Consider the following 13,574-nt stretch of genomic DNA (forward strand, 5'->3'; position numbering starts at 1 on the left):
TTTTGTTGCTCATTTTTTAGGCAAGAGGTAGAATTCGCGCCTTCCCTTTTTCGACATTTCTGCCATGCATATTGGCCCGTATCAGCTGAAAAACAATCTGATCGTTGCGCCTATGGCTGGCGTGACCGACCGTCCTTTCCGTAAATTGTGCAAGCAATTTGGCGCGGGTCACGCGGTGTCAGAAATGATGAGTAGCGATCAGGCGCTACGCAGTAGTCAAAAATCGCTGTTGCGTGCCAATTTCGAAGGTGAGTTGGCACCGATCTCCGCACAAATTGCCGGGCATGACCCAAAAATGCTGGCCGATGCTGCGCGTTTTCAAGTCGCCAATGGCGCACAAATTGTCGACATCAATATGGGCTGCCCAGTGAAAAAAGTCTGCAATAAGCTCGCGGGTTCCGCGCTATTGCAAGATGAAAAACTGGTCGGTGAGATTTTGGATGCGGTGGTGGATGCAGTGGATGTTCCGGTCACGCTGAAAACCCGCTTGGGTTTTAGCAATGGCGCCGAGAATATTATTCGCGTCGCGCAGCGCGCAGAAGCCGCGGGTATTGCGGCGTTGGCGATTCATGGTCGCACCCGTGAGGATATGTATAACGGCAGCGCGCGCTACGCGCTGATCCGCGAAGTAAAACAGCAGTTATCGATCCCCGTGATCGCCAATGGCGACATTGATAGCCCGGAAAAAGCGGCGCTGGTGCTGCGCGAAACGGGCGCTGACGCAATTATGATCGGTCGCGCCGCACAAGGTCGGCCATGGATTTTTCGTGAAATAGCACATTTCTTAGCCACGGGCGAGACACTACCGCCGCCCGCCGTGCTGGAAATTCGCGATGTATTACTTGGCCATTTGGAAGAGTTGTATGCGTTTTACGGCGAATATTCGGGTTGCCGGATCGCGCGTAAGCATATCGCTTGGTATACCAAAGGTTTACACAACAGTAATGAATTTCGGCAGTCGATGTATGCCGAGGAAAGTACCGCAGGGCAAGCGCTAGCGGTGGATACCTATTTAAAAAGTTTGCTCGCCTTTGGCGAGCGACTGCAATACCGCAACGAGTCGGATGATTGAATCATTCGTTCGTGACGACACAACAATAAACTAACACCGAAAAATCGGGAGAAATATGTCTGAACAATCAGATTTGATTGCTGCAGCGATTACCGCGTCGCTAGCGCAATATTTTAGTGATTTAGATGGCGAGCCGCCGAGTGCTTTGTACGAGATGGTGCTGGCGCGGATGGAAAAACCGCTACTGATTGATGTACTCAAACGAGTTGATGGTAATCAGTCGCGCGCCTCGGAAATGCTTGGGATTAATCGCAATACCCTAAGAAAAAAACTGCAGGCTTACGATTTGTTGTGATGTCGTGGCGGCACCAACGGGCCATGACCCGATACTAATTTTGATAAATTCAATGGACTGAGGATTTCACATGAGTAAAGTAACTCGCGCACTGATTAGCGTTTCAGATAAAACCGGCGTATTGGAATTTGCCAAAGCCTTGCATCAGCAAGGCGTAGAAATTCTTTCCACAGGTGGCACGGCAAAACTGTTCGCTGACAACGGTTTGCCAGTGATTGAAGTGGCTGATTACACTGGCTTTCCAGAAATGCTTGATGGCCGAGTGAAAACTTTGCATCCAAAAATCCACGGCGGTATTTTGGGTCGTCGTGATTTGGACGCGCATGTGGCGACGATGTCTGAACACGGCATCGGTAATATTGATTTGGTGTGCGTGAACTTGTACCCGTTTGAAGCGACCATCGCCAAACCCGATTGCTCTTACGAAGACGCAATCGAAAACATCGATATTGGTGGCCCAGCCATGGTGCGTTCCGCAGCAAAAAACCATGCGCACGTGGCGATTGTGACCGATGCGTCTGACTACAATTTGTTGATCGAAGAAATGCAAGCCAACGGCGGCGCATTGACTTTGGCTACGCGCAAAAACTTGGCGAAAAAAGCCTTTAGCCATACCGCAGCGTATGACGGTGCGATTTCTAACTACCTGACTGCTTTGACTAGCGATGGCGAAAAAGCAGCTTACCCAACGCGCTTGAACTTGCAATTCGAAAAAGTGCAAGACATGCGTTACGGCGAAAACCCACATCAATCAGCGGCGTTCTACCGTGATTTGGATCCAGCAGCGGGCAGCTTGGCCAATTACAAGCAATTGCAAGGCAAGGAATTGTCTTACAACAATATCGCTGACTCAGATGCGGCGTGGGAATGTGTGAAGCAATTTGCGGAACCTGCCTGTGTAATTGTGAAGCACGCTAATCCATGTGGTGTTGCCGTGGGTAAAGACAGCTATAGCGCATACCGCTTAGCGTTGGCAACGGATACCACGAGCGCATTTGGCGGTATTATTGCCTTTAACAAAACTGTCGATGCCGACACGATTGAAGCCGTTTCGGCGCAATTCTTGGAAGTTTTGATCGCGCCAGCCTACACGGCAGAAGCTTTGGCATTGATCGCCAAAAAACAAAATGTCCGTGTATTGGAAATCGCGATTGAAAGCGGCGAAAACCGTTTTGATTTGAAACGCGTTGGCGGCGGCCTCTTGGTGCAAACGCCTGACGTGCATGCCTTGATGCTGGCTGATCTGAAAGTCGTGACCAAATTGCAACCGACTCCAGAACAATTGAAAGACCTGTTGTTTGCTTGGAATGTCGCTAAATTTGTGAAATCAAACGCGATTGTGTTCTGCAAAGGCGGCCAAACGCTGGGCGTGGGCGCAGGCCAAATGAGCCGTGTTGATTCGACCAAAATTGCTGCGATCAAAGCGCGCAACGCAGGTTTGGAATTGCGTGGTTCTGTTGCGGCGTCAGACGCGTTCTTCCCGTTCCGCGATGGTGTGGATGTGATTGCTGAGAATGGTGTTTCTGCGATTATTCAACCGGGCGGCAGTTTGCGTGATGAAGAAGTGATTGCGGCGGCAGATGAGCATGGTATTGCGATGGTGATGACCGGCATTCGCCACTTCCGCCATTAATTTGCGGCTGCGCCGTGCTTGGGCTTTGTCACTTGGTCGCTCGTGTATAAAGCATACACGTCGCTTCCGCGTTTCGTGCCTAAACGCGGCTCGCTCGCAAATGGGTGAAATTACGGTGGCTTTGTCGCTGCGCGGCTTGTGTACATTTCAGTCACGTCGCTGCTAGCTTCGCGCCACCACCGCGCCCGCTGCCGATTTTGTTGTAATAAATAAATTGATTGAAGCCCGATTCGTCGGGCTTCATATTTCTAAGTTCGTCAGTTTTTTGGGCTGCTTATCTAATTCAGATGCTTGATGTAGTAAAATAGCCGTTCATTGAAAACTATTACTGATGATCTTGGGTGTATATCAGTGTAGCCTTTTCTAAATAAAACCTACATGAATATACCTTTATGGAAATCGTATGTTTAAAAAAATATGGGCTCTGATTACGCTATGCGCTTTGCTCTCATTGCCTGCTCAAGCAGTCGACTGTGAGAGCTGGGTTTGGGGATTTGATACTGCCTGTTCGCATATTTCTGGCACTTGGAATGAGGGCAGCGCCGGTCTTTATTTGACGGGCTACGCTTGGCACAATCGCTCGACTTATGATGCCGATAAAATCGACTCCTACAATGAGTTTGCTTATGGTGGTGGATTGGGGTATCACCGGCCAATTGGCAATAAGAATGAAGAAATGATCTATACCCTTGCATTTGCTGATTCGCATGAAGATCCGCAAGTGCACGTCGGTTATGCATATATGTGGTATTGGGATGTGATCGGGCCGCTGCGCGCTGGCGCAGGTTGGACGGGGGGCTTGTTTTTCCGTAACGCCGATTATAACTATGCACCGATGCCATTTGTGTTGCCAATTTTGGGCATGAAATACGATAAAGCTAATTTTTACGCGACTTATATTCCAGGGAGTAAAAACAATGGCAATGTGCTGTTTGTTTTTACCCGATTTGATTATTGATTTTTAGATTAGATGTGAGGAGTAAGGCGTGAGGCGTTCGGTGTAATAGTCCCTCACACCTCACCCCTTACTCCTCACGGAGTTTATATGAATATATTAGTGATTGGTTCTGGTGGCCGAGAGCATGCTTTGGCTTGGAAATTAGCGCAGTCAGAACGTTCTAGCAAAGTGTTTGTCGCGCCGGGCAATGCAGGCACCGCCTTAGAAAAAAATCTAATCAATGTACCGATTAGCGATATTCCAGCTTTGATTGAGTTTGCTAAAGCCGAGAATGTGCATTTGACCGTGGTGGGCCCAGAAGCACCGTTGTCGCAAGGCGTCGTCGATGCCTTCCGTCAGGCTGGGCTAAAAATTTTTGGTCCAACCCAAAAGGGTGCGCAACTCGAGTCATCGAAAGATTTCGCCAAAGCATTTATGCAACGCCACGGTATTCCAACCGCGGATTACCAAACCTTCTCGGATGCCGCCGCAGCGCACGCCTACATCGATGCCAAAGGCGCACCGATTGTCATCAAGGCCGATGGCTTGGCGGCAGGTAAAGGCGTCGTTGTGGCGATGGATTTGGCTGAGGCGCATGGCGCAGTCGATGCGATGTTGTCGGATAATCAATTTGGTGATGCGGGCGCACGCGTGGTGATCGAAGAATTCCTCACCGGCGAAGAAGCCAGCTTTATCGTGATGGTTGACGGCAAAAACGTGTTGGCGATGGCGTCCAGCCAAGACCACAAACGCTTGCTCGATGGCGATTTAGGCCCGAACACCGGCGGCATGGGCGCATACAGCCCGGCGCCAGTGGTAACACCAGAAATCAATGCCCGCGCGATGCGCGAAGTGATTTTGCCCACCGTACAAGGGATGGCGAAAGATGGCATTGAGTACACTGGTTTTCTCTATGCCGGTTTGATGGTCAGCCCCGATGGTTCATTGAAAACACTCGAATTTAACTGCCGTTTTGGTGATCCAGAAACGCAGCCGATTATGCTGCGTTTGAAATCGGACTTTGTGACGCTGATCGAACATGGCGTGAATGGCACGCTCGATCAAGTCGAGTGCGAATGGGATCGCCGTGTGGCGCTCGGTGTCGTGATGGCGGCTGCAAATTACCCAGAAACGCCACGCAAAGGTGATGTGATTACCGGATTGCCAGGTGAGTTGGACGACGGTCATGTCTTCCACGCTGGTACAACGCTGAACGCAGCGGGCGAGCCGGTGACTAGCGGCGGTCGTGTCTTGTGTGTAACGGCGTTTGGCGAAAATTACCAACTCGCGCAAAAACGCGCGTACGAAATTTTGGCCAATGTGAAATTCGACGGTGCACAATACCGCAGTGATATTGCATGGCGAGCCATTAACCGTAAGTAGGTCGATTCTAGTTCAAATGAAAAAGCGGCTTCGGCCGCTTTTTTTTTACGGATAAATTTAAAGAGTAGCCAGTACTTGATGGGTATATGTATTGAGACTTTGTTAGAAAATTGCTCTGACAATATACCCTATGATATTGAGTTATTGTTGTATTTATTGACCTTGCACAATGTGGGGGAATAACTTATCTGTGGTATTATCAATCGTTCTCATTTAGGTCTTCGCTATGTTGAATCTTGCCCAATTAGCGCTGCATCAGCGCGCCGTCGTGCGGCTTATTGCCACAGCTAGTGACTTGGTGCCGCGTTTATCGGCGCTAGGTCTGCGTGAGCAGTGTGAAATTACGGTACTGCGTCGTGGCTGGTTGGGTGGACCTTTGCAGGTTCGGGTTGGCAATACTGACTTTATGTTGCGTCGCGCTGATGCAGCCTTGATTCAGGTGGCGATTTTAGAATCGGCACCTGCAGCACCGCTTGAAGCAGCCGAGGCGTTGGTATGAAGCGCGTCGCACTGGTGGGTATGCCCAATACAGGCAAGTCGACGCTATTTAATCGTTTAACTGGCGGTACGGCGCGGGTGGCCAATTGGCCAGGTTTGACGGTGGAGTTGGCATCGAGCCGTATTTTGCTCGGCGCTGAGATGGTGCAAATTTTCGATTTACCTGGCATTTATGATTTAACGGGCGGCGCAGAAGACGAACAAGTGGCGCAGCGATTTTTGGCTGAGGCTCAACTGGATGCGATTGTATTGGTGCTGAATGCGACGCAGCTTGATCGACAATTGGCACTGGCCTTGCAGCTCAAAGCGCTGGGCGCGCCGATGTTGATTTGCTTAAATATGCGCGACGAAGCCAAACGCGCAGCGATTAGCGTTGATTGTGAGCAGTTAGAGCAAGAGTTGGGCTGCCCGGTGCAATTGATTAGTGCGAAGTTGGGTGATGGCTTACCTGAAGCAAAAAACAAACTCAGTCGATTATTCGCTCAGCCTGCGGTCGACATCAATTTGGCAGGCGTACCTGCGGCTACCACGATGTATGCTGAGGAAAAACGAATTTACTCAGCCGCAGTGCATCAGCCGCCGATCTTGGCCGCTGATACCACCGCCAAAGTAGACCAGTTCGTGCTACATCCTTGGCTCGGCTTGCCCTTATTTATCTTGGTGATGTTGGGCTTATTTCAACTGACGTACGCAATTGGCACACCGTTGCAAGACACGATGGAGGCGGGCTTAACTTGGCTTAAGGAAACCGCGCTGCTGCCATTGACTCAGAATCTACCGAGTTTTTGGCAAGGGCTGATCGTCAATGGCCTGTTTGATGGTGTGACGACGGTACTAACGTTTGCACCGCTAATTTTCCTATTTTTCTGCCTGATGTCGGTGATTGAAGATTCCGGCTATTTTGCGCGTGCTGCCTTTATGATGGACGGCATCATGAGCCGGATGGGTTTGGACGGCCGTGGTTTTGTGATGTTGATGATGGGCTTTGGCTGCAATGTGCCAGCGATTATGGGTACGCGTGTTATCCGCGATCATAAAGCACGTTTGCTGACGATGCTCACGATTCCGTTTTCCTTGTGCTCGGCGCGCTTGCAGATTTTTCTGTTTTTAAGCGGTGCGCTGTTTAGCCCCGCCAATGCGCCGTGGGTGTTGCTGTCGCTGTATTTGATGAGTATTTTGATTGCGATGCTGACTGCAGTGCTGTTTCGTTCACATTTCAAATCGAACGAGCCATTTGCACTTGAATTGCCGCCTTACCGCCTACCGCTAGTGAGCCATATCTGGCGTCGTGGTTGGGGCGAGGCGCGTGATTTCCTGCGTTTGGCCAGTACGATGATTGTGATCGGTGTAGTGTTGGTCTGGCTGCTAACGAATTTCCCCAATCCACAGCATAGTTACGCGGGGATCATTTCTGACTTTTTCCAACCTGTACTATCGCCGATTGGTATTGATTCAACCTTGTCGATTGCTTTGATTTTTGGCTTTGTTGCTAAAGAAGTGGTGCTCGGCGCGCTGTCGGTGATTACGGGGCACGAAGGCGCGGCGCTGGCAACCCAGCTCGCGCATACGCTCGATCCAGTGTCCGCTTATAGTTTTATGTTGTTCACGTTGACGTATATTCCCTGCGTTTCGGTGATTGCAGCGATGAATAAAGAGTCTAAATCCAGCGCATTTACCGCATTTTCACTGGTTTGGTCGCTGGGTTTGGCGTGGTTAATTTCCTTTGTATTTTATCAATCAGCGCGTCTGCTGAATTTTTAATCGCCGTCTACTCCTTTAGTGTGGCGTGAAGTGGGTGTTTTCAGGGTAAAATGGCGGGTTTTGCACCTCGCCATTTTTTCATGAACTTGCTCGTCTTAGGCCTGAACTACCAAACTGCTCCGCTAGCGGTACGGGAGCGGCTAAGCTTTAATCCGGATGAGTTAAACAACGCTTTGGCCGATTTGGTCGCGATGAAGGGCGTGTTTGAAGCGGCGATTGTGTCTACCTGTAATCGAACCGAGCTGTATTGCCACGCCCGCGATATTGATCAGGTGATGTATTGGCTTGCAGCCTATAGAAATCAAAGCGTGGATAGCATTACCTCGCATCTTTATATTCATCAAGGCGAAGCGGCTGCGCGCCATGCCTACCGCGTGGTGTCGGGCTTAGATTCGATGGTGGTCGGCGAGACGCAAATTGTCGGCCAGTTTAAAGACGCCGAACGCATCGCGCGCGAAGCGGGCACCTTGGGCACTTTGCTCAATGGCGTATTTCAGCGCGCCTTTTCAGTGGCTAAAGAAGTACGCACGCAGACCAAAATTGGCGCGTCGTCGGTTTCGATGGCCGCCGCTGCGGTACGCTTGGCCGAGCGAATTTTCCCGTCGATTGCAGATTGCAATGTGCTGTTTATCGGCGCCGGTGAAATGATTGAGCTCTGTGCCACGCATTTTGCCGCCCAAAAACCGAAGAAAATAGCGATTGCCAATCGCACGCTGGAGCGTGGCGAAGTTTTGGCGAGTAAATTTAATGGCGAAGCGATGTTGTTGGGCGATTTGCCCAGCCGAATGGCCGAGTTTGACGTGGTCGTTACATCTACCGCCGCATCGTTACCGATTGTCGGCAAAGGCATGGTTGAGCGTGCGTTAAAAGCCCGGCGCCATCGGCCGATTTTTATGGTTGATTTGGCTGTGCCACGCGATGTGGAAAGCGAAGTCTCGGAATTGAATGACGTGTATTTATTTACCGTTGATGACTTGGCGGAAGTTGTGCGGCAGGGTGTTGAATCGCGTTCGCTTGAAGTAGAAAGCGCCGAGGCGATTATTAGCGAGCGCCTGCATGATTTTAATACTTGGTTAGCCGGTCGGGCACTGGTGCCAACGATACGTGATTTGCGTGATCATTCCGACCGAATTAGCCGCACTGAAGTGGCGCGCGCGCAAAAACGCCTCGCTGCGGGGGATGATCCAAGCAAAGTGCTCGAGCAAATGGCGCAGCAGATGCAAAATAAATTTCTGCATGCACCGCTGGCTGCCCTCAATAGTGCGGCACCGGATGAGCAAGAAACGCTGATCAATTTGGTACGCCGCTTGTACCGATTGCAAGATATAGATTAGAAATGTGAGGAGTGCGGTGTGAGGGGGCTGTATTTAAGCCCCAAACATTGCACTCTTTAATGATTATTTGGTGAGTTGATGGTGGGAACGCGAGGGTTTTACTCCTCGCTCCTCACCCCTCCCACCTCACGGAAGACAAATGAAACCATCGATTCAAGCCAAGTTATCGCAACTGGCCGACCGTTTAGAAGAAGTGAGCGCACTGCTCGCAAGTGAAGAAGCCACGCGCGATATGGATCAATATCGCAAACTCAATCGTGAATACAGCGAAATCACGCCCGTGGTTGAGTTGTGGCATGAGTTTAATCGGATTAACGCTAATTTGGCCGATGCCGAAGCGATGCTGTCCGATCCGGAAATGGCCGATTTGGCCGCAGAAGAAATCAAAGACGGCAAAGTGCGCTTGGAGCAACTCGATTACGACTTGCAAACGGCGCTACTGCCGAAGGACCCGAATGACGAGCGCAATATTTTCCTTGAAATTCGGGCTGGCACGGGCGGCGACGAGGCTGCGCTGTTTGCTGCTGATTTATTCCGCATGTATAGCCGCTACGCCGAGCGTAATCGTTGGCAAGTCGAAGTGATGTCGGTGAATGAGTCGGAGCTGGGCGGTTATAAAGAGGTGATCGCACGTATCGTCGGGCAGGGCGCGTATTCTCGTCTGCGCTTTGAGTCGGGCGCGCATCGCGTACAGCGCGTTCCGGCAACAGAAACCCAAGGCCGGATTCATACCTCGGCGTGTACTGTTGCGGTGATGGCCGAGGCCGATGAGTTGGAAGAAATCAATATCAATCCGGCCGATTTGCGTATTGATACCTTCCGCGCCAGCGGTGCCGGTGGGCAGCATATTAATAAGACTGACTCCGCGGTGCGTGTTGTGCACATCCCAACTGGGATTATTGTTGAGTGCCAGGACGACCGCTCGCAGCACAAAAATAAAGCGCGTGCGCTCGCGGTGTTGTCGGCGCGGATTAAAGACGCGCAAATGCAGGAAATCAATGCCAAAGAGGCCGCCGAACGCAAATCGTTGATTGGCTCGGGTGATCGTTCAGAGCGCATCCGTACTTATAATTTCCCGCAAGGCCGTATGACCGATCACCGGATTAACCTCACGCTGTACAAGCTCGATTACATCATGGATGGTGATTTGGCCGAATTAACACAAGCCTTGATGAGTGAGCGGCAGGCAGAATTGCTGGCACAATTAAGTGAATAAATGGGTATTGCTCGCTAGCTTTTGAAAATAAAGATTTAGCAGGATATACGGGTTGGTGTTTTAAATCGATAGATCAAGTTTGGCTTTAGCTTTGGCGCATAAAAAATGAATGTATTTTACGAAGAAGATGGCAGCTTTAAAGTAGCAACGATTCAAGACGAGCAGCCAGCGAGCTTGCAAGTGGAGGATACGCGCGGCAAGCGCAGTAAAATCAAGGCTGCCAATGTTTTGCTGAAATTCGATAAAGTCAGCTTGGATGATTTTTCAAAAGCCGCGCAGGCCGAAGCTGCTGAGATCGACGTGACTTTGTTGTGGGAATGTTGCGGTGGTGAAGAGCTTGGTTTTGCCGCGATTGCCGCTGAATATTTTGGTAAAAATCCAAGCTTGATTCAGCAGGCTGCTGCTGCCATCGCGCTGCACGCAGCGCCGATGTACTTCTATCGTAAAGGTCGTGGTAACTACAAAGCCGCGCCAGAAGAAAACTTGAAAGCGGCCTTGGCAGGCCAAGAGCGCAAACAGCGCGAAGCCGAGCAAATGGCTACATGGCAAACTGAGTTGCTGGCAGGTATCTTGCCAGAAGCCTTCAAACCTATTTTGTCTAGACTAATACATCGCCCAGATAAGAATGGCTTGGAATACAAAGCCCTAGCGGCGGCGGCTGATGCAGCGCAAACGTCGACATTGCGTTTACTCGATAAAGTCGGCGCGATTCCGAATATTGCGCAATATTTCCTCGATGGCTTTTTGGCCGAGCATTTCCCGAAAGGGCGTGGTTTTGCTGAGTTTGAGCCAGTGACAGCCCCCGAAGATTTGCCAATCGCTGATGTGCAAGCGTTTTCAATTGACGATGCGACGACGACCGAAATTGACGATGCGTTTAGTTTGGTGAAACTGAAAAACGGCAACTGGCAAGTCGGCATCCACATTGCTGCGCCGGTGCTCGGTATTGCGCCGGGATCAAAACTAGATCAAGTGGTGCTCGACCGCCTGTCGACGGTGTATTTCCCCGGCGACAAAATCACGATGTTGCCGGATGATGCAGTCGATGTGTTTACACTGGAAGCAGGTGCAGCGCGCCCTGCGGTATCGATGTATCTGGAAGTGTCGCTCGGTTTTGATATTTTGAGTTATCGCTCGGTGATCGAACGCGTGCCAGTGGTCGCCAATTTGCGCCATCACGATATCGAGCCGTATTTCAATGAGGAAACAGCAGGGCAAGACGTGCCTGATTATGCGTGGAAAGACGAGCTCAATTTCCTGTGGCATTTCGCTGGCGCGCTCGAAGGGCGTCGTGGCAAGGCCGATCAGCCGCAACAAACGCGAATGGATTACAACTTCTACATTGATCGCGATGTTGTTGATGGCGTTGAGAGTGAAAAAGTGCGTATCGTGCCGCGTAAACGTGGCGCACCGATGGATAAGCTCGTCGCCGAGCTGATGATTTTGGTCAATAGCCAATGGGGCAAAGAGCTGCGCGATGCAGAAATCGCCGGCATTTATCGCTCACAAGGTGGTGGCCGCGTTCGGCTGTCTACACAAGCGACTGCGCATGCAGGGCTCGGCGTCGAGTGCTATATGTGGTCTAGTTCGCCGCTGCGCCGCGCCGTGGATTACATCAATCAGCAGCAATTAGTTGCTATGCTACGCAATGAAAAGCCGCGTTATCAGAAAAATGATGCTGAATTATTTACGGCGATTTCGTCATTTGACGCCGCGTATGCCGCTTACGCTGATTTCCAAGACAAAATGGAACGCTACTGGTGCTTGCGTTATATGGAGCAGGAAAACCTGAAAGACTTTAGCGCGCAGGTAATTAAAGAAAATCTGGTGCGGATTGATGGAATGCCGTTGGTGATTCGCGTTGGTGGCTTGCCCGAGTTGCCAGCTGGAACTACGGTGGCTTTGCAGCGTCTGAATATTGATTATCTCGACTTAACCGTAGAAATGCGCCTCGCGCGGATGTAAAGACGCTGCGCATCCCGTGATTGCCATTCGGGTGGTGCTCAGAATCCTCATGTACTTGATGTACATTCCGGTTCTTGTGCTCCAGCCTCACGGCACTGACGGGCGCTCGCAGTCTTTAAACTATACGTTGAGCGAATGAGTTGGATAGCTTGGGATCACAACGATCCGATCTGAAGTTGTACTTTTGAAGGAATAACGATGCAGCCTAACCGCCGCCTCAGTGATTTTTTACCGTTGAAGTTTGGCAACGGTAATCAAGTGAAACAGTTTTCCAAACCGTGCGTGAAATGCGGCACGATGCTGGAAGCCAAGCATATGAACGGAGTGGCGCGCTTGGTTGAAGATCATATTGCGATTGCCGCCGAAGCCAAATGTCACAAATGCGGCGAGACTTTTGGTGTCGCTTGTGTGATTAATCCAGAAAAACAAGTCAAACGTGTCGTTTTGCCGCGAATTTTGTTCAACTGGTATTTGCGCGCTTTACCGGCGCAAAAAGGCGAAATCGCACCGCAGGCGATGCTCAATCGTTCTGTGCTCGATTCATTGCCAGAAGCTCGTGATGCTGCTGAAGATGCGGCTGAAATCGCCCGCGCAAACGCTGCACGCCGCCAAGTGAGGGCACAAAATATTGTACGAGCTGATGAAAGCATCGGGCGTTTTCAAGATAAGGCGATTCCGGCTTGGCTGTTGCTTGATGGTAATCGCTTTGAATTTGACCGGATTGCACCGAATGCGCAGGTGGGCGAGGGTGAATATTTGCTCGATGGTTGCCTGATTTATCGCGCGAAAGCTTGATATTTATCGTTAATACGCATTGGCAATTAAATGAATCCATTTATAATCGCGCCATTATGAATGCGCTTTATATTCGGCTTGTTTTAAACGAGCCCACAGCGCGGGAGAAAACTTATGCAACGCAATATGTTGAAATCTAAACTGCATCGTGTGACAGCAACCCATGCTGAGCTGCATTACGAAGGCTCGTGCGCGATTGATGAAAACTTGCTTGAAGCGGCCAATATTCGCGAGTACGAAGCAATTGATATTTGGAATATCAATAACGGCGCGCGTTTTTCGACTTATGCCATCAAAGGCCAACGCGGTTCTGGCATTATTTCAGTTAATGGCTCGGCCGCGCGCCATGCGCAAGTGGGCGATTTATTGATTATCGCTACGTTCGCTGATTACTCTGACGAAGAACTCGTTGATCACAAGCCGTCTTTGATTTATGTCGATAGCAATAATCAAATGACACACAGTAAAAACGCGATTCCAACGCAGACGCTGTAAGCTTTGTTGGCTGGTGGCGCTTGCTGTTGCCACCTTGAGTTGAGCAAGCCTCAAACATTGAGTTTGAGGCTTTTTTTATGCCCTCATGTTGCTTGACGCTAATGTGAAACATCTCACCCTGTACGGGAAAACCCGCCCCCTAATGTATTGATTTGTCATGATTTGTTTGTAATATTAGCGTCCGCTCATA

12 protein-coding genes are annotated in these 13,574 nt (G+C 50.4%); all 12 read left to right on the forward strand.

The window, feature by feature from the left end:
* Positions 1-64: 64 nt before the first annotated feature.
* The 12 genes from dusB to panD all read left to right on the forward strand — a co-directional run bounded on the left by dusB (position 65) and on the right by panD (position 13,384).
* Complete coding sequence (gene dusB, locus GM173_RS09445) at positions 65-1,072, forward strand: tRNA dihydrouridine synthase DusB (RefSeq protein WP_239078452.1); 1,008 nt, start codon at positions 65-67, stop codon at positions 1,070-1,072.
* A 55-nt stretch (positions 1,073-1,127) separates the two neighbouring features.
* Positions 1,128-1,367 (forward strand): helix-turn-helix domain-containing protein, encoded by a 240-nt coding sequence (locus tag GM173_RS09450; RefSeq protein WP_203571125.1) that lies wholly within the window; start codon positions 1,128-1,130, stop codon positions 1,365-1,367.
* A gap of 70 nt (positions 1,368-1,437) precedes the next feature.
* Complete coding sequence (gene purH, locus GM173_RS09455) at positions 1,438-3,000, forward strand: bifunctional phosphoribosylaminoimidazolecarboxamide formyltransferase/IMP cyclohydrolase (protein ID WP_203571126.1); 1,563 nt, start codon at positions 1,438-1,440, stop codon at positions 2,998-3,000.
* A 403-nt stretch (positions 3,001-3,403) separates the two neighbouring features.
* Positions 3,404-3,958 carry a lipid IV(A) palmitoyltransferase PagP gene (gene pagP, locus GM173_RS09460; RefSeq protein WP_203571127.1) on the forward strand — a complete coding sequence of 185 codons (555 nt, stop codon included), beginning with the start codon at positions 3,404-3,406 and terminating at the stop codon, positions 3,956-3,958.
* Positions 3,959-4,045: 87 nt separating this feature from the next.
* Positions 4,046-5,320 (forward strand): phosphoribosylamine--glycine ligase, encoded by a 1,275-nt coding sequence (gene purD / locus GM173_RS09465; RefSeq protein ID WP_203571128.1) that lies wholly within the window; start codon positions 4,046-4,048, stop codon positions 5,318-5,320.
* 226 nt (positions 5,321-5,546) lie between these two features.
* Positions 5,547-5,819 carry a FeoA family protein gene (locus tag GM173_RS09470; RefSeq protein ID WP_203571129.1) on the forward strand — a complete coding sequence of 91 codons (273 nt, stop codon included), beginning with the start codon at positions 5,547-5,549 and terminating at the stop codon, positions 5,817-5,819.
* Positions 5,816-7,579, forward strand: a complete 1,764-nt coding sequence (gene feoB, locus GM173_RS09475) for a ferrous iron transport protein B (RefSeq protein WP_203571130.1) — start codon at positions 5,816-5,818, stop codon at positions 7,577-7,579. The genes GM173_RS09470 and feoB overlap by 4 nt, the downstream gene beginning before the upstream one ends.
* 80 nt (positions 7,580-7,659) lie before the next feature.
* Positions 7,660-8,913, forward strand: a complete 1,254-nt coding sequence (gene hemA / locus GM173_RS09480; protein WP_203571131.1) for a glutamyl-tRNA reductase — start codon at positions 7,660-7,662, stop codon at positions 8,911-8,913.
* A 139-nt stretch (positions 8,914-9,052) separates the two neighbouring features.
* A complete protein-coding gene (prfA, locus tag GM173_RS09485) occupies positions 9,053-10,129 on the forward strand; it encodes a peptide chain release factor 1 (RefSeq protein ID WP_203571132.1) in 1,077 nt (358 codons plus the stop codon).
* Between the two features lie 105 nt (positions 10,130-10,234).
* Complete coding sequence (locus GM173_RS09490) at positions 10,235-12,094, forward strand: ribonuclease catalytic domain-containing protein (protein ID WP_203571133.1); 1,860 nt, start codon at positions 10,235-10,237, stop codon at positions 12,092-12,094.
* Positions 12,095-12,292: 198 nt separating this feature from the next.
* Positions 12,293-12,889, forward strand: coding sequence for a hypothetical protein (locus GM173_RS09495; RefSeq protein WP_203571134.1), 597 nt, complete (start codon positions 12,293-12,295; stop codon positions 12,887-12,889).
* Positions 12,890-13,003: 114 nt separating this feature from the next.
* Complete coding sequence (gene panD / locus GM173_RS09500; RefSeq protein WP_203571135.1) at positions 13,004-13,384, forward strand: aspartate 1-decarboxylase; 381 nt, start codon at positions 13,004-13,006, stop codon at positions 13,382-13,384.
* Positions 13,385-13,574 lie beyond the last annotated feature (190 nt).

Source organism: Deefgea chitinilytica (genome assembly GCF_016881405.1).
In the GTDB taxonomy this organism is placed as follows: Bacteria; Pseudomonadota; Gammaproteobacteria; order Burkholderiales; family Chitinibacteraceae; genus Deefgea; species Deefgea chitinilytica.